Source organism: Streptomyces spinosisporus, assembly GCF_022698145.1.
Classification (GTDB): domain Bacteria; phylum Actinomycetota; class Actinomycetes; order Streptomycetales; family Streptomycetaceae; genus Streptomyces; species Streptomyces spinosisporus.
Map to the genome: position 1 here is coordinate 1 of NZ_JALDAX010000038.1, position 16,698 is coordinate 16,698.

The following is a 16,698-nucleotide window of genomic DNA, read 5'->3' on the forward strand; positions in this document are numbered from 1 at the left end:
CAGCGTCTGGTCGGCGGCCTGCGCCTCGGCGGCCAGACGGCGCAGCTCCTGCACCCGCTCGTGGATCGCATCCCACGGCGCACCCGTACCGAGGTCGAGGGACTCCGACAGGGCGAGCCGGTGGTCGTCGATGGTGAGCATCCGTCGGGCGACCGCGACGGCGGTGCCCGCGATGTTCCGCGGATCTTCGACGACGAGGCTCGTCCCCTCGCCAGCGCAGTGTTCCCACACCCCGGCGGCGATCGCTTCCATCAGCTCGTCGCCGTCCACCCACGCGCCAGGCACGGCGTCGTGGTCGTCGGCGGGATGCGTCTCGTGCGCCCACCAGCCGCCAGTGGGCGCGTCGATGTAGCCGATCGCGGTCACACAGGTGCGGCAGAGGGTCTGCGGGTCAGTCATGGTCGTCTCCAGTCGTGAGAGGGTCGGTTCGGCCGGCGCCCCGCTGATAGCTGCAGCGGGGCGCCGTGCTCGTGGTCATGCGGACGAGTTCGCGAGGCGGAGCAGCACCGCGCCATGGCAGTGGTCGGTCTCACCCGGGGCGGGCAGAGGGCACCAGCACATGAGGTCCCGGCCCTTGAGCTCGGCGACGTGCTCACGGATCCAGTCGCGGCGCTCCTGCGACCACGAGGTGCCTTCCGGGCCAGGTCCGCCGTCGAGGGTTCCGTCGAGCCAGGACTCGAAGAACTCGACGTTGATCTTCCGGGCTTCGTCGGCGGTGTCGGCCCAGTTCGCTTCGAGGCAGTCGGCGACGGTGAAGGGGTTGCCCCAGCGGCTGCCCCGGCCGACGTAGACGGCGCCGTCGGGTGCGCGCCAGCCTTTGAGGCGGCGGCGCTGGAGGCGGCGGGGCTGCGTGTCGAGGGCGATCTGCCGGGCGGTCATGGCGGTCACTCGCCCGTCTCGACAGCAGCCGGGGCTGAAGCGCGCTCGGCCCGGATCATCAAGTCACGCGGGAGGCGGCCCGTGGCGAGCGCCTCGCGAAGGTCTGCCGCAGCCTGCCGGTACACGCGTCCGCGCTCCTCGACTTCGGCGTTGAGCGTCACGGCAGTCGGCCCTTCGAAGTGGCCGATGGCCTTGTCGCCCTGCTCGGCAAGCTGCTCCCACCGAGCAGCTAGGCGCCCCATCGGCGGCTCAGGGGTGGGCTCGGTCGTGCGGAGCAGTTCGAGGTAGACCTCGCATTCGTCCGCGTGCACCACGCCCCTGCAGTCGCAGTCCTTCCGGATGACGTCCTCTCCGACGACGGCGCGCAGCCGGCGCACCTCGGCGACGTGCCCGGGCACGTCCTCGTCGGTGAGCTGTTGGAGTGCGGCCTGCCCCTCGGGGTCGGTGACGGTCGCGTACTCGTACAGGGCGGCGGCACGGGCTTCGATGTCGTCGAGCTGCTGCTCGGTGGGCGGGGTGGTGGGCTGGTTGGTCATGGTTTCCTCTCGTTGTGCGGGTGGGTTGTTGCGGCGTTCAGTTGGTCAGGTGGTGGGCTGTTGGGTGCGGCGGTCGATGGCGCCGATCCAGTTGATGGCGACTGCGGCGACCTGGATGAGTTCGGTGCGGAGCTTGGCCGGGTCGGATTCGGCGCTGGCTTCGGCGACTTCTTCGGCGAGGACGTCGGCCCAGGTGCCGTAGCCGGATTGGAAGGCGCTGTCGCACCAGCGGCGGGCGAAGTCGGCTCGTTCTTGCTGGCTCTGGTTGCCGGTGCCGTCGGGGTGGTTTTGTTCGCCCCACTTGGCGTCTTGGCGTTCGCGTTCGGCGACGATCTCGCCGAGGATCCGGGCGTCTGTTCCGAGTTCGTGGCCCATGTAGGCGGCGACCTTCACGGTGAGCGTGGCCACCAGATCGGCGGCGCCTTCGGGGCTGCCGAGGCGTACCGGTGTGTCGCGGATGGTTTCGGCGATGGTGCGGGCGAGTGGGGCGAGGGGTTTGAGGTTGGTGCCGGCGGGGGTGGTCATGTCGGGGTCCTTTCGGGTGTGCGGGTTGGTGGTCGTTCAGGTGGTGCCGAGTTGCTGGCGGAGGGCGGTGATGGCGTCTTCGCGGCTGCCGGTGTCTTTGATGAGGACGGCGGCCATGGCGTCGGCGAGGTGGATGGTCATGGCTGCGAGGGGTTCGATGCCGCCTCCGTTGCAGAGTCGGGTGATCTCGCTGTGGATGGCGCCGGGTTGGGTGTTGGTGAGGCGGTGGAGGGTGAGTTCCATGGCGTTGCGGCGGGTGGTTGCGGCTTCTTGTGGGGTGGTCATGGGGTTCCTTTCAGGCGGCTTGGCGGAAGCCTTCGCTGCGCCAGCGGTAGACGGTGCGTGGGGTGACGTCGAGGATGCGGGCGATCTCTTGTGCGGGGAGGCCGTGTTGGGTGAGGCCTTGGGCGACTTGGATGCGTTCGAGTCGGGTGAGTCCGGGTGCGGGTCGGGCTTCGCGGATGATCGTTTGGACGTCTTGTTCGTCGGCGACTGTCCATTCGGTGAAGTTCGGGTCTCCGTGGCGCCAGATGCGTTGGCGGTGCATGCCGCAGATGCGTCGTCCGGTACGGGCTTCGTGGGTGCAGTCGTCGATGCGGCAGCGGCGGGTCATCGTTCGGCCTCGGCGCGCTCGGTGGCCGCGGCGATCCCGGCGAGTTCCTTGCTGATGCGCTCGCGTCGTTCGTCTGCGCGCCGATTGGCGGCGCAGATCTCTTCGAGGGTCTCGGCTTCCTCGTTGAGTGCGGGATCGTTCTCTTCGCGGAGTCGCTCCTTCTCCCAGCAGCGGACGCATAGGAGCGGCTGCTTCTCGCGGGTGCACCAGCGGCAAGTAGCGAAGCCACCGCCGAGGTGGGCGTTGTGCTCGGGCTCGTAGCGGAACAGGGGGCGGGGCTGCTTGCAGTGCTCGCACGGGCCGGTGATCTTCGGGACGGCGTTCACTGGGTCTCCTCCTCGTGGGCAACGCTGGTGGTGCGGTAGTCGTGGACGGCTCGGTCCCAGGTCTCGGCGGGGAAAGAGCGTTCGGGTGCGGGTCCGGGTGGGCTGGTGCCGGGTGGCCATTGGCCGGGTTTGTGGTCGGGTGGGATGGGGATGGCGCCCCAGCTGGGTTTGCGTCTGCGGGTCTCAGGCGTGGTGCTCTTGGTGGGTTGGATGAGGCTGCGCATGTAGGACTTGAGGTCGCCCTGCTTGTTCATGGCGGTGATGTCGTCGCGGTGGACGGGGTGGTCGTTCATGCTTCGGTCTCCTCCTGGTTCATGGCGGTGCGGGCGTCGTCGATGCGGGAGGGGTGGGGGGTCGACCGTCGGCGGGATGCGGTGGCGCCTCCGCCTGGGACGACGCGGCGTGCGCGGCAGGGTTCGCCGGTGGGGGCTTGGCACCAGTCGCAGGGGACGGAGAGGGCGTCGGGGTGGCCGTTGGTGATGGCGGCTCGGCGTGCGGCTTTGATGGGGCGGTAGGCGTCGAGGGCTTCGTCGACGGTCTGCGGGACGTAGGAGCCGAGGGTTTTCAGGCGGGCGGCGACGTCGGGGTGCATGGGCCCTGCGGTGAGTTCGTGCTGTGCGGGCTCTTGCTGGCCGGCGGCGACGGCGCGGCGGGTGCCGAGGAGTTCGGCGCGGTAGGCATGCGGGTCGTCGGGGTCTGCCTTGGGGGTGGGGTCGGTGTGCCTGGCGAGGCGGTCGCGGTGCGTGGCGGTGACTGCGTCGCGGATGTCGGCGGGCATGATCCAGCGGGTGTCGCGGGCGTAGTGGTTGGCGACGGCGTCGCGGGCTTCGTTGAAGTCGACGTTGGCGAGTAGGGGTTGCCAGGCGAGGACGTCGGCTTTGCCGATGGTGCGGCGGTCGAAGGCGGCGCAGTAGGCGAGGAGGTCGGCGACCTCGGCTGGGGTCATGCGGTGTCTCCTTGCTGGGTTTCGAGGGCGCGGAATTCGGCGGCGAGGGCGAGGCCGGCGGCGACGCGTTCGTCGGTGGTGGAGCGTCGGAGGGCGATCTGGCCGGGAAGGGCGACGACGTTCCCGGGGGTGCGGGGTCCGCGTTCGCTGGCGCGTTTGGCGTCGTCGCGGATCCACTTCTGCCAGGCGTCGGGCCAGGACTTGCGGCGGGCGCCGGTGGAGCGGTAGTGGCTGATGAACTGCTGGGTGGCGTGCTCGATGTCGAGGCCGGGGTAGGTGGCTGCGGCCCAGCGGCGCATTGAGTCGGTCAGCTGGAAGCCGTCGATCTCGATCGGCGTGGGCGCGTAAGCGTCAAGATCAGCCGTGCTACTACCGGTAGTTTCCCCACTTACATCAGCCACGTCGTAGTTATGGGAGGGGAGGGGAGGGGAGGGGACACCCGTTGCACCCTCATGGGTGTCACGCCGTGACAGGTCTTCCTGACCTGCGGTTTCACCGTCAAACAGGGGTGCATTTTCGTCGCAGTTTCGCGCTGAACTGGCGCCATTTTGGCGCGAGTTTGGAGCGAAAATGGGAGCAGAATCGCGCTCGTTTCGGTTGCGGCGAGCTGATTCACGGCCGCGGTTCTGCCGCTTCCGGGCTGCCTCGCGGGCCGCTTCGATCTGCGCGCGGGACTTGTTGTAGTCGAGGTAGTCGTGGATGAAGTAGCCGCCCTCGGCCGGCTGCGGGCAGCGAGGGCACCGGTGGCCGTACTCGTGGAGCATGCCGACGGCGATGAGTTTCCGGACGGTTGCGTCGGTGCCGTAGTCGCGGACGATCGCGCCGTCGAGGTGGCCTTCGGTGAGGTGCTTAGTGGCATGCACGCCGAGGCGCACGAACAGGCCGACGGCGGCGTTGCCCGCCTTGCGCACCTTGGGATGCGTGTCGAACCCGTCGTCGAGGGCGAACCAGGCCATGAAGAGCTTCTCTCGTGCGTAGCGATAGGTGGTTTTGGGCGCGCGGAACCAGAGCGCTTAGGGAGGTCTGTTCAACCCCACCCCGCTGTAGCTATCATAGCTAAGAACGCTACGAGAACCATAGCTAAGGGAGCCACCGTGACTGTCATGGCCATCAGCAGTTACGCTGTGCCTATGAGCGAGCGGCCGACCGTCCACCGGAACCAGATCGCCGAGGCGCGCAACGTCCTCGGTCAGGTCATCGCCCGCGCGCGTTTCGCTGGTGAGCCGACGGTGCTGATCAACCGCGGCAAGGAAGCCGCCGTGGTCGTCAGCTACGAGGCATACGAGGACGCCGACCTCCTCCGCGAACTGCGCGCGTACCTGGGCGAGTTGGAAGCCGGCACTGATCCGGACGTCGTACACAAGGCCCGCGTCATCCGCGAAGCGCTCGACACCGCCAAGCGTCGGGTCCTCGACTCGACCTGACATCGGCTCCTCCTCCCCGATCCCGCGAGCCCCGCACCTGATCGGTGCGGGGCTTTGTGCTGCTCGTCGGTCAGCGCACGAACTCGTCGCGCTCCGCCTGCTCCCGGCGCCGCTTGAACTCCTTCAGCTCGTCCTCGCTCGGCTTCGTCGCCATGAGCTCGTCGAGGTGGTTGCCCGGGTGGATCGGGCCGCGCCCGACCTCGTCGAACGTCCCGTCGATCTGCCGGCCGCGGTACATCGCACGGCGGGCATCGATCAGGGACTTGGCGTCCTCGTCGGAGCGGGCGACCTCGCAGCCGGTGACGCGGACCTTCACCTGGGAGGGCTTCTCCTCGCCCTCGGCGTGGCCGGTGTAGGTCTTCGAGGTGAGCTCGACGATGGCGTAGACGACAGTGCCGGGCTTCTCGAAGAGGCCGCGGCGCTGGTCGCGGGTCATGGACGCTTCGATGGCTGCGGCCGCGGCGTCGAGTTTGATCTCTGGGACGTCGGCGGGTCCGAGGTTGGGCATGGCGTGTGCCTTTCTGGTTGGTGTGGCTGGTGTGGTTTCGATGGGCCGGGCCCACCCCTGGGGGGAAGTCGGGGTGGGCCCGGTGGCGGCCGCGGAGCCGGGCTCCGAGGGGGTCGGCCGCCAGTCACGGGAGTCAGTGGAGGCGGGTCTCCGCCTGATAGGCGCCAGCCGCTTCCGCCGCCTGGACCGCGAGCGCTGCTTCGGCGCACACCTTGTGCGCTGGCGACCGCTTCGAGTCCCGCAGGTTCGTCGGCTTGCCGCAGTAGCGGCACGGCTTGGGGGTGTGGGACCAGTGGCGGGCGTCGCGCCAGTCGAGGAGCGGCGGGCCGGGGCCGGGCATCTGACCGTTCATACCGCCACCGCCAGGTCTGCTTCCTCGGCCCGCTCCACCCGGTCATTGAGGTGCGACGGCTTCACGCACCCCGACACCCCGCACGTCCGTTTCGTGTCGCCCTCGGGCCAGTGGCCGCGGTCGAGGTAGAACGAGAGCCGGTTCGGGGTGACCTGACTTTTCGTCCCGGGCTGGTTGATGACTTTCGGCCCGAGCCACAGGGTGTGCTCGCCCTCGGGCAGGGCGTTGGCGTCCCAGACCTCTTGGAGAGTGGCTGCCTGCTTGCGGGTGCTGCGGGTGCCGGCGTACTCGTCGATGCTGATGGGGCGAGCCGCGCGGCGCCGGAGGGCGCGGCGTTCACCTTCGCTGAGGCCACCCCACACGCCGTGCTCTTCACCGGTCTCAAGCGCCCATTGCAGGCAGCGTTCGGTGACGGAGCAGCCGCGGCAGAAGTCCTTGGCGTACTCGATGTCGTGCTTGTTGATGCCGGGGAACATGGCGTCGGGGTCGGCTTTGCAGGGGGCGCTGGCGAGCCAGTCGCCGGCCCGGGCCGCGGTGTCGGGGATGGCCCCGGTGTAGTGGCTCATCCGGTCCTCCCGAAGATGGCCGTGTATTTGGCGTCGGCGCGCTGGTTCGCGGCGCGGATCAGCTGGTCGGCGACGTGTCCGGGGGCGACGCACCAGGCTTGGCCGCATGTGGGCCGTACTTGTCCGACTGGGGTGCGGCCGTAGTGGTGGTGGAAGGCGATGGCGCGGGCTTGGTGGCGGGTGCCGTGGTGGCGGAGGATGGGTGTGCTGTATGCGCCGCGTGGGCCGGTCCATTTGAGGTGGCCGCCGGGGGTGGGGTGGGTGTAGGTGGCCCATTTCTGGTCGAGGGTGAGCGTCCCGGATCGGTCGTATTTGGGGAGGCCGAGTTCGGTGCGGATGCGGGCGATGCGGGCGGGGTAGGCGCCGAGGCGGCGGTGGATTTCGCGGTTGGAGTGGCCTTCGGCGAGGAGGTCGATGATGTCGGCGCGGGGTACGCCTTGGGGGCCGGGCATCAGACCGCCACCTCCTCGGCCTGACGTCGCCGCGCCCTGATTGACCGGGCGTACAGGCGGTAGCGGTCCTCGCTGGTCTGGCCTCCTCGGATCCCGAACCGGTTCTCCGCGTGACGGGAGCCCTCTTCAGCGAGAGCGTCGCTCAGGCACGCCAGGCGTACGGGGCATGAGGCGCAGACGCGTTTCGCGGCGGTGATCGCTTCCCGGTCTTCGGGGTTGGGGAACCACAGGTTGGCGTGGCCCTCGTACTGGGGGGTGGCGCAGATGGCTTGCTCGGGCCAGGTGTCGCTCATCGGGCCGCCGCCTCGGTGAGCTTCCACACGCGGATCACAGCGCCCGGCGCGTCGAGCGCATCAAGGCCCTCGCCGGGGAACACCTTGCGGGCGGTGACCTCGACGACCCGCGAGTCATCGGCAATCGCATCCGACGTGGTGAGAGCGTCGAACGTGGAGCGGAGCAGCTTGTCGATGTCCCCGCTGTCCCGAGTCGTCGGCCACGTGACGCGTCGCTTCGGCGCCGAGGCGGGCTTGCGGACGGTGAACACGACCTCCACCGACAGCGGGCCGTCGAGGATCTCCTCACCCCGGCCGGCCAGCCAGCGGTCGTTCATCGCGGCCTTGGCTGCCTCGTGGACGACGTCCCGCCAGGGCTTGACCCGCTTGGAGTGTTCGATCATCCGGCCGTTACCGATGTGCTTCTTGCTGCCTTGAGGTGCCGGGCGGTGGTTGCGGACGACGACCTCAAGGTCGGGCGCGGTCTGGCTGGTGGCCAAGGTTTCGCAGATGTGCGTGGTCACTTCTCCCCCTTGTTCTGTTCGTCGCGGACGGCCTTCATGAGCCGGGCGATCCCGTCGGGGTCGGGCGGCCCGACCTCCTCGAACAGGCCCGGCAGGCGGGCGTAGTAGTCGTTGAGGTGGGCGTCGAGGTCTTGCAGGAGGCGCAGCGCGTCGGGTCCCACGTCGTGCTCGTCCACCGGAGGCAGGCCGACGCGTTCGTGGGCGGCGGCAGCGCGCTCGGTCTCGGATGGCTTGCGTTCCCAGCACAGGTAGATGAGGGTGGCGCCGAGCCCGGCGATGAACGTCAGGTAGGCGAGGTTGGCGATGGTGTTGCCGCTCACATCGCACCGCCTGCTGGTACGAGGTGGCCTTCAGCGCAGCGGAGCTGGGTGCCGTGCACCGTGGCGGCGGACTCGACGCCTCCGCACTGGCCGCAGCGCACGAACTTCTGCCCGACGAGCGCACCCTCCGGACGTTGCGCTGGGGCGCGGTGCAGGCCGCGGCCACGGACGAGATGGCGGGTCGTGAGCTTCACAGCTGGCTCCCTTCGAGGCGGGCGAGTTCGAGGCGCAGGTCGACGCGGGCGTCTTCGAGGGCCTGCTGCAGCGAGTCACGGAAGTGACGCACGTCGTGGAGCACCGTCGACGGATGGCCGGCGGCGACGAGGTGGGACGCCACCACGTCCTTGCAGCGGGACAGTTCGCCCGCGACCTGCTGGAGGGCGTAGGCGTTGGCTTCTGCGTCGTGGCGGGCGGCGTCGCGTTCTGCGATGAGCCGGTCGATCTGTTTGGCCTGGCGGTCGTTTCGGTCGGTGAGGGTGCGGCGGCTGGTCACGACGCACCCCCGGCCTGGCGCAGTGGCCACGTCCCGTCGATCACCGCATCCGGGTTGTGCTTCTCCCCCGACTTGGCCGGGTTCCGCAGCCAGGCCTGATACGAGGCCGCGTCCTCGCGAGCCCACACCACCTGCCGGCGGTGCAGTTCCTCAACGTCGACGAACGCGAGGTCGTTGAACCGGTCATACGGGCCGCGCCGGTTCCGCAGGGCCTGCACCCAGTCGGGACGGTCCTCCGGCCGGGTGTGAGCGATGACGCCCATCTTGTAGACGGCCCTCACCGACATGAGGGCGTCATAGGAGGCGCCGTGCGCTTGCTCCTCATCCCAGCCCAGCCCGTACACCTCTGCGGTGGTGCGCATCTGGTACGGGCCCTGCGTCTCCGACACACGCCGCCGGTATGGGGCGGCGTGCTTGTCCAAGACCATGGTGTCCAGGACCCGCGTGAGGGGCTGGCGGCAGATCCCTTCCAGTGAGTCGCCGAGGTGCCGCTGGCACTCCGCGTTCAGCAGGGTGAGGTCGAAGCCGATGTTGTGGCCGACGAGCGGGATGCCCGCAGCGACGACCTCGGCGACCGACTTGGCGATGGCGCCGAGCGCGGGCTCGGGGTCCTGGCCGTGTTCGGCGAGGTACTCGTCGGTGAGGCCGTGGACGGCGATTGCGCCGGGTTCTTGGGCGATGCCGGGGTTGATGGTCCAGGCGCTCATGTCGGTGTTGAGGCCGCCGCCGACGAGGATGAGGGCGCACTGGACTGCGCGCGCGGTCGTCGGCTCTTTGTCGGAGCATTCGAAGTCGAGGGCTGCCATGCGCTGGACGTGCCACGGGGCGCTCATCGGCCAGCCCCCGATCCAGGCCGCGCGGCGGCCGGCCAGCCCGCGGGCTCGCGCGGTTCGTCGACGACCTCGACCTCGTAGGCGCCGTCCTCGTCCGGGCCCGGCCCGGTATCCGGCGCCTTGTTCTCCGCGTCCTTCTCTGAAGCGATCGCCATCAGCTGCCTGGACAGCGCGTCCGTGCCCTTCGGGTGGACGGCGCCTTCCTTCTGCGCCTCCATCCACAGGTCACGGACATCGTCCGATGTCAGCGCACCATTCGCCTCGGCGATCCAGTCGCGGCCCTTCGGACCCTCGATCGCCGCCCGCGCCTGCCCAGCCGCCCCCGGGTCGAGAGCAGCCGCAGCGTTCATCGGCCCGGCCAGCGCCTGCCGCGGGGTGACACCGCGCAGCTCGACAACGACGACCGGGAACTTCTTCGTCTGGCCCTCGCGGATGACCTGCCTGGGTTCGATCCGCAGCGTCACCGGGATGAAGCCCTTGCCGTCTGTTCCCGCGAGGACCATGTCGACCATGCCGCCCCACTCCTGCGCGGCGTAGAAGGAGTGCGTCTCGGCCCGCCACATGCCCATCCCGGACAGGTCCGGGAGCATCACGTTCAGGCGGGAGGTGGTGGAGCAGACGGTGCCCTTCTTCTGCTGGTGCCAGTCCTCACCGAAGCGGGCGGCGCAGATGCACGGCTGACGGGTCAGCAGTTCGGTGTCGCCGTCGCAGCGGCGCTGGCATCCGCCCGCACTCCACATCTCGTTGTACTGGTTGAGCGGATCGCCGGGAGTGATCAGTGCCTCGATGGACGACGCCTTGGTGATGACACGCCACTGACTGATCGTGGAGTTGAGGGGCTGCCATTGCTCTGGCTCGCCACCCCACAGGACTGCCGCGGCACGGACGTGGTCCTCGCTGTGGGAGGTGACCACCCACGTCGCCGAGCGCATGGGCCGCTTGCCCTGGGTGTAGCCGGTGCGCAGCCGGCCGTGCTCGGCCGCCCGGGCTTGGATGTTACGGAGTCGGGCCCCCATGGTCAGGCTGCCTTTCGGGATGCGGCCGCAGTCGGTGCGGCGAGTGCGGGATAGGAGGAGGCCGCGGCGTGCAGCCACTTCGTGGTTTCGAGGGCGCCACGGAACGCGCGGAACGCAGTCCGGTCAGCGGGCATCGGCACCAGGGCGTGCGACTTGGCACGGAGGTTGAGGACGCCAGTGCGTTCGATGCGAGGCATCGGCTGCTCGGTGTCATCCGGGAGAAGCACGGTCTCCGCGTGCCGCAGCGCGGCGAGTTGGAGGGTGTTCTCCGGATAGACCGAGGAGGCGCGGCGGGTGGCGGAAGACTTGTAGTCGATCAGCCACAGCTCCATCCGCCCGGCCGGTCCGGTCGGCAGCCACACCATCAGGTCTGCGGTGCCGGCGTAGCCGAGGCGCCGGTGCAGGACGGTGATCTCTGTGGCCTCTACATGCTCGGTGAGGGAGACCCCCCAGGACTGCAGCCACAACTCGAACTGGTCAAGGTAGGGCTCGACTTCCGGGTCGTCCGGGAGGGGCGCGCCGAGAACGTAGGCTTCCGCTCCGAGATGGACGCGGTCGCCGAGGTCGGCGGCCTGCTCACGGATGCCCTTGTGGATGGCCTTGAGTTCCCGGGTGAGGGCGGGCCGGTCGTCGCGGACGCGGTCGGTGAGGAGCGGCCAGTGGTCGAGGGTGTGTTCCAGGGTCACCTTCACGCCCCAGGGCACGAGGGCCATGGTCTTGTTGACGGCGGTGTCGATGACGTTGGTGACGGAGACGAGGTCGGGGCCCCCGGCGGGGTCGCTGTAGTAGCGGCCCCGCTCGGTCTCGCGGGCGTGCTTGGGCTGGGTCATCGCTTGGTCTCCGCTCGTGCGGCCGCGTCGTCGCTGGCGTGGTTGATGAGGGCCTGCTCGATCGCGGCGAAGTCCCTGTTCCGGACAGCGACACGAGCCGTGCGCACGATGGTGCGGAGCAGGGCCAGCTCCCCCGGGTACGCCTCGATGCCTTCGCCGATCGCGGCGTCGGTGAGTTCGCGGGCGCCGGTCTCGGTGAACGCGCCCTCGCACTGGAGTTGGTGGATCAGCTGGTCACGGAACGAAGGCATCATGCGGACCGCCTCCCGTCCTGCTGCCGCGGGATGCGCGTGCCGGCCGGGTTGAACCGGCACAGCTTCGAAGCCACGTGCCCCAGTTCCTGCATCAGACGGCGGGCCGCCCGCACCGTGAGTTCGATACGGGCCGTATCCATGACCGCGGCTTCCTCTACCGCTTCGACTGCGGCGTCCAACTCGCCCTCGCGGCGCGGGCCCTGCACGACCTCGGCGAGCTGGTCGAGGCGGGCGATGATGTCGTCGCGGGCGTCGGGGTCTCCCCAGTGGGAGACCAGTTGAACGAGGGTGTCGGTGCGGATCTGGTCGGCCCGCAGATAGCCGGTGAGCCAGTCGGCGCGGAGTTCGAAGGACAGGTCGGGGTTCGTGGACGGGTTCATCGGGAGCCCCCGTTGTTCGAAGTGGTGTCGAGGTAGGCGACCGCGAGGAGCAGCCCGGCGATCAAGATGAGGCGCGCCCGGTCACGCAGCTGCGCGGCATGGGCCAGCGCCAGGGCCAGCCAGCGGTTCACGTCGTGGCCGGCGTGTACGGCCGCCTGATGCACGCTCCCGGCCGCCCGGATGACGGGCGTGCGCAGGTCGAGGTCCGTGTTGGCGACGTACAGGACGACCGCGGCGGGGGTGCCGAACAGCATCAGCGCGAGGAACACGGCGCGTTCGACGGTGAGTCCGGCGAGCATGTCGATGACTTCAGTCGGCATTCGGCTCACCGCCCGGGATGAGCACGGCCCACGCCACCATCGCGACGGCGGCGAGGAACGTGGCAGGGAGGAGCCAGATCACGAGGCGCCCCCCGCCTGGGGCAGGTCACGGCCGACCGTGTACCGGTGTGAGAGCGGACCATCGTGCGGGTCTTCGATCAGGGCCCGGCCGCGCAGCGTCTGTGCCGCGTCGTCGAGGACCTCGTTCACGGTCCGGCGTTCCGCCTCCAGCTCGCGGACCCGCTGTCCTGCCTCGACCGCCTGCGCGTACACCTTCATGCCGCGACGGCCCATCTGCCGGTTCAGGGCCTCCAGCTCGGCGACCTGCTTTCGCAGCGCGTCGTTCTCTCGCCGCAACTCGGCCGTGTCGAACGCGTACTTCCGCTCGACCTCATCGACCCGCGACTGCAGCCGTTCGATCCGCGCCTGGTCGTCGTTGCGGTGCACGGAGATGACGGCCTCAAGCTCAGCGCGCCGCTGCTCCGCCCGGATCAGACGCTGGCCATCCACGCGATTGGATTCGACCGAGCGCCGCAGGACGTCCAACTCGTCCGCCGTGTGCGGCGACTGCAGCAGCTGCGCGGACTCCAACGCGAACGCCGCCTGTGACGCCAGGTCATACGGCTCACCGTGCAGCCACGCCGCTTCGATGACCTTCTTCGCCGCGAGGGCGAGCTCGGAGATCGTCATCGCCGCACCGCCAGACGGACCTCTTCCATCACCGGCTCGTCCGACGACACCGTCACCGACACATGCACCGGAACCGGCGGGAACTCAGGCGAGTCCGACCACGTCCGAGTGTGCAGCGTCCACACCGTCTGACCCCACGGCAGAACCGTCGTCGTCACCGACCCGCCCATCACGAACAGCCGGTCCGCAAGGACGCTCATCTCGGTTGACGTCACCAGGACCCGGTCCGGGAGGGCCTCCCAGGCAACGTGCTGCGTCGGCAGCTCCTGCACGGTGACCGTCGTCTCGTAGGCGACCTCGTTGCGGCGGCGCGCAGTCTGCGCGTCAGCGAACGACAGCGCGGCCTTCGGCAGCGTCATCACGAGGACGCTGCGCCCGGGGAGATCGGTAGGATCGGTCATGTTCCACTCCTTGCTTCGTGCTTCAGTGGGACTGGGCTCGTCTCCGGGGGCTTCCGGGGCGGGCCCGTTTCGTTCAGGAGGCGGCGAGGGCGGGTGCCGCTGCGGTTCTGCGGATGCGGCGCGGCCGGCCGGTCGACACCGGCGGCTTCTCCTTCGCCTTCTGGCGTGCCGTGGACTCTTCGAGTGCGATGTCCGCGATGACGGCGAGTTCGGATTCGCTGAACATCAGGTCGCGGCCCATGTAGCGGCCGGGGAACTTGCGGCCCTTGCTGCCGTCTTCGGGGCGGTTGTAGCCGTCGCGGAGCCAGCGCTGTCCGGTGGTGTCGTCGGGCTTGGCCGGGTCGGTGAGGCCGAGCCTTATGGCGGCGTTGCGGACGTTGTAGAAGCGCTCCAGGACTGGCTCAGCCGGGGTCGGGGTGGGGGCGGGGGGCGCCTTCCTGGCTGCCATCGGGTTCCTTTCTGTGCTGGTCCTCTGGCGTGGGGATGAGGAGCCTGCGGTCGTCGGGCTGGATCTGGAGGGCGGTGCGTAGTCCCGCGTATTTGGGGGGGCGCATGTCCTCTTTGAGCCCGGTTTCGAGTTCGCTGAGGTAGCTGTGCGAGAGGCCGGCGGCCCTTGCGCAGCCGCGCACGGTCATGCCGAGCTCCATGCGGCGTGTGCGGATTGCCGCCCCATCCACCTGGAAGGTGGGTTGGGGTCTTTCCATGTGTTGAAGGTAGCGGGTGAAACTCTCGGTATCTAGCGGTACGCGCGAGTAACTTCATGTTTTCGCGAGTTTCCGCTAGCGGACGGGAGAGTGAGGCCGCGTGATTCCGCCTACCTGCTGCATCCTTACGGTCACTTACTGAGGTGTTTCTAGCGGTCGCTGGCGGTCGCTGGCATCATTGGCCGCATGGCCTACACCAGTGGTGACGACGCCCGCCACCTGCAGAAACTCGCGACGCTTGTGACCCAGCGCCGTGTCGTGCTCGGCTACCGCAGCAAGGAGGCGGCCGCCGACGCGTGCGGGATCTCCCACACGACCTACCGGAAGATCGAGGGCGGCCGCGATATAGCGCCGCGGCGTGTGAGGGAGTCGACCTACGCGAAGCTGGAGATGGGCTTCAAGTTCCGGGCCGGTTCCTGCAAGGCGGTCATCGAGGGCGAGGCCGACTCCATCACCCTGGAGGACGGCACCGAGCTGATCGAAGGTGCGCAGATCGCGCACTTCGCTCCGGAAGCGCTGAGCGAGGGCATCCCGGACGCAGTCGCGAAGTCGGCGATGACGGTGGCACCGGAGCTCACCGGCCGTCAGATCCAAGCCATGGGTGAACGAGTTATGGAGGAACTGCGAAGGCGGGGCCTGTTGCCGTAAGTCACTGAACTGCAGGCCTTTGCCGTACAACCTTTTCGCCGTGACCGGATTGTGATCGTCCGGGGCTGAAGAATCGTCAAGCCTCCCCTCCCGCCCGCGCGTTCGGCATGCCAGGATTTCGTTCACACCTGGGGGGTTCTCCACACAGCAGGACAGGGGGAACCTGTATGGCGACGGTGATCACGTACGACGAGCCTGGGTTCATAGGCCGAGTGCTCGAAACGGCGGGTGAGATCGTTTGCATCCTGGCGTCAGCAACAGCCACCGACCGTGTCATTCAGGGTCAGGTACGGAGGATGATGAGCGGCCAGGGAATCGATTGCAGAAAGTGCGCCGGCTGCCCAGTCGGCCGGGCACAGTAGAGCAGTCAGTACGCGGAAGCCGGCGGTAGGGGTGCCTGCCGGCGCATCCGCGTCCCACGTCAACTGCGGTTCATCTGGGGGGATGACGCATGCCCTACGCCGAACGGCGCGGCAGCAAGTGGCGCGTCCGGTGGAACACCGGCAAGAAGCACCCCGAGACAGGGCGCTGGATCTACGACAGCCAGGGCGGGTTCGACACTCAGGACGACGCGATCGCCTACGGCCTCGACCGCGAATCGGACATCCGCAACGACCGGTACATCAGCCGCCGCGACGGCACCATCCTCATGCGCGAGTACTGCCGGACCTGGCAGCAGACCATCCGCGTCGGCCACCTCCGCAGAAGGAACGTCGAGTCGTACATCCGGCTGTACATCGAGCCGCGGTGGGGCGACGTAGCCGTAGCCGACATCAAGCCATCCGCCTACCGGGCCTGGGCACTGTGGCTGGAAGACCAGCCGAACATCGGCGACCGGTACCGCGGTGAAATCCTCCTCGTCTTCAGCATGCTGATGGACGACGCCGTCGACGACGGACTGCGGCCGGCATCCCCCGTGCAGAAGAAGCGGCGCCGCGGCGTGTACAAGAAGAAGCCGCGCGAGCGGAAGCGTGAGATGCGCATCGAGGACGTCCACCAGCTCGCGTGCAACGCCCTCGCCTTCTGGGGCCTGGACGGATACGTGTACGTGTGGACGTTCGCCATGACCGGCATGCGCCCGGCCGAGTTGTACGGACTGCGCCCCGAGTACTGCCACCCGAACTGGCCGGCCTCCGACCCCGTGGACGACCCGCGGGAGGCGGACCGTGAAGAGCGGCATGCCGACGACCTCGAACGGTACGGTCCGAGTCTGATGCCCGCGATCCGTGTGCAGTGGCAGCACCAGCGCGAGGAGGGGACCGGGCCAGCGAGCTTGTACCCGCCGAAGTACGAGTCGCGGCGAACCCTCGTGATCCCCCGGTTCCTGGCCGAGCTGCTGGAGATGCTGCTCGCGTCGCGGGAGTCCGAGTGGGTGTTTACCTCAATCAATAACGGGCCGCTGATCAACGCGAACTTCCCGTACCACTACTGGCGGAAGTTCGCCGACGGACGCGAGGCGAAGCAGGAGTTCGAGCGCACGAGGCTCGGCCAGCGCCAGGTGGTGGACTCCCGGCGGCCCGTCGTGGAACTGCCCCCGGTGGTGGCCTGGAAAGGCAAGCGGCAGTACCTGATGCGGCACGGGCACAAGGAGTGGCTCGACGAGGAGGGCCACAGCCGCGTCGCCACGGAGTCGCGGATGGGGCACGAACTGGCCGGCGTCGAGGGGCTGTACTCGAATGTGACGCCAGCGATGGAGCGGATCATCGCTGAGTCGTTGCAGGCGCGTTGGGAGAGGTTCGTGGTGACGCTTCCGGAGGGGTGGGAGCCGCCTCCGTCTCCCGCTACTCTCCCTGTTGATCTTGCAGGGTGGATGAAACGGCAAGTCAGCGAGGCTCGCGGCAGGTCGTCATAACGTTGTTCATGAAGTGGATCTCCAACAAGAGCTT

General features: G+C 68.8%; 31 protein-coding genes and 1 pseudogene. 3 read left to right on the forward strand and 29 right to left on the reverse strand.

Features of this window, described 5'->3' with window-relative positions:
• The 10 genes from MQN93_RS43045 to MQN93_RS43090 form a co-directional block, all read right to left on the reverse strand.
• Positions 1-399: hypothetical protein (locus MQN93_RS43045; RefSeq protein WP_242713811.1), on the reverse strand; the 399-nt coding region annotated here is incomplete at its 3' end.
• A gap of 75 nt (positions 400-474) precedes the next feature.
• Positions 475-879 (reverse strand): DUF4326 domain-containing protein, encoded by a 405-nt coding sequence (locus MQN93_RS43050; protein ID WP_242713812.1) that lies wholly within the window; start codon positions 877-879, stop codon positions 475-477.
• 5 nt (positions 880-884) lie between these two features.
• The gene (locus MQN93_RS43055) at positions 885-1,415 is read right to left on the reverse strand and encodes a hypothetical protein (protein ID WP_242713813.1); all 531 of its coding nucleotides are present in this window, start codon (positions 1,413-1,415) and stop codon (positions 885-887) included.
• A 45-nt stretch (positions 1,416-1,460) separates the two neighbouring features.
• Complete coding sequence (locus MQN93_RS43060; protein WP_242713814.1) at positions 1,461-1,940, reverse strand: NUDIX hydrolase; 480 nt, start codon at positions 1,938-1,940, stop codon at positions 1,461-1,463.
• Positions 1,941-1,976: 36 nt separating this feature from the next.
• Positions 1,977-2,225: a hypothetical protein gene (locus tag MQN93_RS43065; protein WP_242713815.1), complete on the reverse strand. Its 249-nt coding sequence runs from the start codon at positions 2,223-2,225 to the stop codon at positions 1,977-1,979.
• Between the two features lie 10 nt (positions 2,226-2,235).
• Positions 2,236-2,553, reverse strand: coding sequence for a helix-turn-helix domain-containing protein (locus MQN93_RS43070; RefSeq protein WP_242713816.1), 318 nt, complete (start codon positions 2,551-2,553; stop codon positions 2,236-2,238).
• Positions 2,550-2,879: a hypothetical protein gene (locus MQN93_RS43075; protein WP_242713817.1), complete on the reverse strand. Its 330-nt coding sequence runs from the start codon at positions 2,877-2,879 to the stop codon at positions 2,550-2,552. Before MQN93_RS43075 ends, MQN93_RS43070 begins: the two co-directional genes overlap by 4 nt.
• Positions 2,876-3,172, reverse strand: coding sequence for a hypothetical protein (locus tag MQN93_RS43080; protein ID WP_242713818.1), 297 nt, complete (start codon positions 3,170-3,172; stop codon positions 2,876-2,878). The genes MQN93_RS43075 and MQN93_RS43080 overlap by 4 nt, the downstream gene beginning before the upstream one ends.
• Complete coding sequence (locus MQN93_RS43085; RefSeq protein WP_242713819.1) at positions 3,169-3,825, reverse strand: zinc finger domain-containing protein; 657 nt, start codon at positions 3,823-3,825, stop codon at positions 3,169-3,171. Before MQN93_RS43085 ends, MQN93_RS43080 begins: the two co-directional genes overlap by 4 nt.
• Positions 3,822-4,781, reverse strand: coding sequence for a hypothetical protein (locus MQN93_RS43090; RefSeq protein WP_242713820.1), 960 nt, complete (start codon positions 4,779-4,781; stop codon positions 3,822-3,824). Before MQN93_RS43090 ends, MQN93_RS43085 begins: the two co-directional genes overlap by 4 nt.
• Positions 4,782-4,928: 147 nt before the next feature.
• Between MQN93_RS43090 and MQN93_RS43095 the strand changes: the two genes are divergently transcribed.
• On the forward strand, positions 4,929-5,249 hold the full coding sequence (locus tag MQN93_RS43095) for a type II toxin-antitoxin system Phd/YefM family antitoxin (RefSeq protein ID WP_242713821.1): 321 nt from the start codon (positions 4,929-4,931) through the stop codon (positions 5,247-5,249).
• Between the two features lie 70 nt (positions 5,250-5,319).
• Here MQN93_RS43095 and MQN93_RS43100 read toward each other — a convergent pair whose 3' ends face one another.
• The 19 genes and pseudogenes from MQN93_RS43100 to MQN93_RS43190 all read right to left on the reverse strand — a co-directional run bounded on the left by MQN93_RS43100 (position 5,320) and on the right by MQN93_RS43190 (position 14,164).
• Positions 5,320-5,757 (reverse strand): hypothetical protein, encoded by a 438-nt coding sequence (locus MQN93_RS43100; RefSeq protein ID WP_242713822.1) that lies wholly within the window; start codon positions 5,755-5,757, stop codon positions 5,320-5,322.
• Between the two features lie 133 nt (positions 5,758-5,890).
• A complete protein-coding gene (locus MQN93_RS43105; RefSeq protein ID WP_242713823.1) occupies positions 5,891-6,109 on the reverse strand; it encodes a hypothetical protein in 219 nt (72 codons plus the stop codon).
• A 305-nt stretch (positions 6,110-6,414) separates the two neighbouring features.
• Positions 6,415-6,675: pseudogene (locus MQN93_RS43110) on the reverse strand (WhiB family transcriptional regulator); the annotation flags it as partial.
• The gene (locus tag MQN93_RS43115; protein ID WP_242713824.1) at positions 6,672-7,127 is read right to left on the reverse strand and encodes a helix-turn-helix domain-containing protein; all 456 of its coding nucleotides are present in this window, start codon (positions 7,125-7,127) and stop codon (positions 6,672-6,674) included. The pseudogene MQN93_RS43110 and the gene MQN93_RS43115, both read right to left, overlap by 4 nt.
• Positions 7,127-7,420, reverse strand: a complete 294-nt coding sequence (locus tag MQN93_RS43120) for a WhiB family transcriptional regulator (RefSeq protein WP_242713825.1) — start codon at positions 7,418-7,420, stop codon at positions 7,127-7,129. The genes MQN93_RS43115 and MQN93_RS43120 overlap by 1 nt, the downstream gene beginning before the upstream one ends.
• A complete protein-coding gene (locus MQN93_RS43125; protein WP_242713826.1) occupies positions 7,417-7,923 on the reverse strand; it encodes a RusA family crossover junction endodeoxyribonuclease in 507 nt (168 codons plus the stop codon). The genes MQN93_RS43120 and MQN93_RS43125 overlap by 4 nt, the downstream gene beginning before the upstream one ends.
• Positions 7,920-8,243: a hypothetical protein gene (locus MQN93_RS43130; protein WP_242713827.1), complete on the reverse strand. Its 324-nt coding sequence runs from the start codon at positions 8,241-8,243 to the stop codon at positions 7,920-7,922. Before MQN93_RS43130 ends, MQN93_RS43125 begins: the two co-directional genes overlap by 4 nt.
• Entirely contained in the window at positions 8,240-8,437 is a 198-nt protein-coding gene (locus MQN93_RS43135; protein WP_242713828.1) for a hypothetical protein, read from the reverse strand. Before MQN93_RS43135 ends, MQN93_RS43130 begins: the two co-directional genes overlap by 4 nt.
• Entirely contained in the window at positions 8,434-8,736 is a 303-nt protein-coding gene (locus MQN93_RS43140; protein WP_242713829.1) for a hypothetical protein, read from the reverse strand. Before MQN93_RS43140 ends, MQN93_RS43135 begins: the two co-directional genes overlap by 4 nt.
• Positions 8,733-9,569: an exonuclease domain-containing protein gene (locus MQN93_RS43145; RefSeq protein WP_242713830.1), complete on the reverse strand. Its 837-nt coding sequence runs from the start codon at positions 9,567-9,569 to the stop codon at positions 8,733-8,735. Before MQN93_RS43145 ends, MQN93_RS43140 begins: the two co-directional genes overlap by 4 nt.
• Positions 9,566-10,585: a recombination directionality factor gene (locus MQN93_RS43150; protein WP_242713831.1), complete on the reverse strand. Its 1,020-nt coding sequence runs from the start codon at positions 10,583-10,585 to the stop codon at positions 9,566-9,568. Before MQN93_RS43150 ends, MQN93_RS43145 begins: the two co-directional genes overlap by 4 nt.
• Before the next feature lie 2 nt (positions 10,586-10,587).
• Positions 10,588-11,415, reverse strand: a complete 828-nt coding sequence (locus tag MQN93_RS43155; RefSeq protein ID WP_242713832.1) for a hypothetical protein — start codon at positions 11,413-11,415, stop codon at positions 10,588-10,590.
• The gene (locus MQN93_RS43160; RefSeq protein ID WP_242713833.1) at positions 11,412-11,669 is read right to left on the reverse strand and encodes a hypothetical protein; all 258 of its coding nucleotides are present in this window, start codon (positions 11,667-11,669) and stop codon (positions 11,412-11,414) included. The genes MQN93_RS43155 and MQN93_RS43160 overlap by 4 nt, the downstream gene beginning before the upstream one ends.
• Positions 11,666-12,049, reverse strand: coding sequence for a hypothetical protein (locus tag MQN93_RS43165; RefSeq protein WP_242713834.1), 384 nt, complete (start codon positions 12,047-12,049; stop codon positions 11,666-11,668). The genes MQN93_RS43160 and MQN93_RS43165 overlap by 4 nt, the downstream gene beginning before the upstream one ends.
• Positions 12,046-12,369, reverse strand: coding sequence for a hypothetical protein (locus MQN93_RS43170; protein WP_242713835.1), 324 nt, complete (start codon positions 12,367-12,369; stop codon positions 12,046-12,048). Before MQN93_RS43170 ends, MQN93_RS43165 begins: the two co-directional genes overlap by 4 nt.
• A 78-nt stretch (positions 12,370-12,447) precedes the next feature.
• The gene (locus tag MQN93_RS43175) at positions 12,448-13,059 is read right to left on the reverse strand and encodes a hypothetical protein (protein ID WP_242713836.1); all 612 of its coding nucleotides are present in this window, start codon (positions 13,057-13,059) and stop codon (positions 12,448-12,450) included.
• The gene (locus MQN93_RS43180; protein ID WP_242713837.1) at positions 13,056-13,418 is read right to left on the reverse strand and encodes a hypothetical protein; all 363 of its coding nucleotides are present in this window, start codon (positions 13,416-13,418) and stop codon (positions 13,056-13,058) included. Before MQN93_RS43180 ends, MQN93_RS43175 begins: the two co-directional genes overlap by 4 nt.
• A gap of 115 nt (positions 13,419-13,533) precedes the next feature.
• Complete coding sequence (locus MQN93_RS43185) at positions 13,534-13,908, reverse strand: hypothetical protein (RefSeq protein ID WP_242713838.1); 375 nt, start codon at positions 13,906-13,908, stop codon at positions 13,534-13,536.
• Positions 13,862-14,164, reverse strand: a complete 303-nt coding sequence (locus tag MQN93_RS43190; RefSeq protein ID WP_242713839.1) for a helix-turn-helix domain-containing protein — start codon at positions 14,162-14,164, stop codon at positions 13,862-13,864. Before MQN93_RS43190 ends, MQN93_RS43185 begins: the two co-directional genes overlap by 47 nt.
• Before the next feature lie 186 nt (positions 14,165-14,350).
• Between MQN93_RS43190 and MQN93_RS43195 the strand changes: the two genes are divergently transcribed.
• Both MQN93_RS43195 and MQN93_RS43200 read left to right on the forward strand, forming a co-directional pair.
• Entirely contained in the window at positions 14,351-14,812 is a 462-nt protein-coding gene (locus tag MQN93_RS43195; RefSeq protein ID WP_242713840.1) for a hypothetical protein, read from the forward strand.
• 451 nt (positions 14,813-15,263) lie between these two features.
• On the forward strand, positions 15,264-16,664 hold the full coding sequence (locus tag MQN93_RS43200) for an integrase (RefSeq protein WP_242713841.1): 1,401 nt from the start codon (positions 15,264-15,266) through the stop codon (positions 16,662-16,664).
• Positions 16,665-16,698 lie beyond the last annotated feature (34 nt).